Below are 1,180 nucleotides of genomic sequence, written 5' to 3' on the forward strand. Positions count from 1 at the left end.
GTGCTGATCCATCCCTTCTCAGGTCTTCTGTCGGCCTATGGCATCGGCCTGTCCTCGGTCTTTGCCTCGCGCCAGCAGGCGCTGCTGAAACCGCTTGCCGAAGAGTCCAGAACGGAGATCGGCACCCTCATTGCCATCTTGAGGAAAGCCGTTGTCGCAGAACTCGCGGCGCAAGGCATCGGCGAGGATACGGTCGCCACGAAGCCGGTGCTGCACATTCGCTACGACGGCACCGACACGACACTGCCGGTGAATTTCGAGGCGGATTCGATTTTCCAGGCCAGGCGCGATTTTGAAATCGCCCACAAGGCGCAGTTCGGTTTCGTCTATGACGACAAGCCGATGATCGTCGAGACCGTCGGCGTCGAAGGCACCGACACCGGCGGCACTGGGCGCGACGAAACTGAATCGCGAACCGAAGACCTTGCCGTAAGCCCTTCACAGACCCGCGAAATCTTCACCGAGGGAGAGTGGCGCACTTCACCCATCTTCCGCCGCGAGGCGCTGAAGCCGGGAAACAGGGTTGCGGGACCTGCCTTGATTATCGAGCCGAACCAGACAATCGTCATCGAGCCGGGCTGGCTGGCCGAAATCACCGCCAGGAACCACGTGCTCCTGCACCGCGTCGAGAAAAAGCGCCGGCAGGCAGCGCTCGGCACCGAGGCCGATCCGGTCATGCTGGAGGTCTTCAACAACCTCTTCATGTCGATCGCCGAGCAGATGGGCGTCACGCTGCAGAACACCGCCTATTCCGTCAACATCAAGGAACGGCTGGATTTTTCCTGCGCCGTCTTCGACCGGACCGGCGCGCTGGTCGCCAATGCGCCGCACATGCCGGTGCATCTCGGCTCGATGGACCGCTCGGTCGAAACCATCATCCGGCTGAATTCCGGCGACATCCACCCCGGCGACGTCTTTGCCCTCAACGCACCCTACAATGGCGGCACGCATCTGCCGGACATCACTGTCGTGACGCCGGTCTTCGATGATGCCAAGGAAAGAATCCTGTTCTGGGCCGCCTCGCGCGGCCATCACGCCGATATCGGCGGCACGGCACCCGGCTCGATGACGCCGCTCGCCACCACGGTCGACGAGGAAGGCGTGCTGTTCGACAATTTCCGCATCGTCGACCGTGGCCGCTTCCGCGAGAAGGAGCTGGAAACGCTGCTCACCGATCACC

Annotated in this window: 1 protein-coding gene; it reads left to right on the top strand. The window is 62.4% G+C overall.

Translation table 11 applies throughout. The features are described from left to right. Positions 1–1,180, top strand: a 1,180-nt coding sequence (locus tag EOA22_RS34400) for a hydantoinase B/oxoprolinase family protein (RefSeq protein WP_206521498.1), incomplete at both ends; no start/stop codon positions are given.

Origin of the sequence: Mesorhizobium sp. M7A.F.Ca.US.014.04.1.1 (assembly GCF_003998745.1) — a bacterium.
Taxonomy (GTDB): Bacteria; Pseudomonadota; Alphaproteobacteria; order Rhizobiales; family Rhizobiaceae; genus Mesorhizobium; species Mesorhizobium ciceri.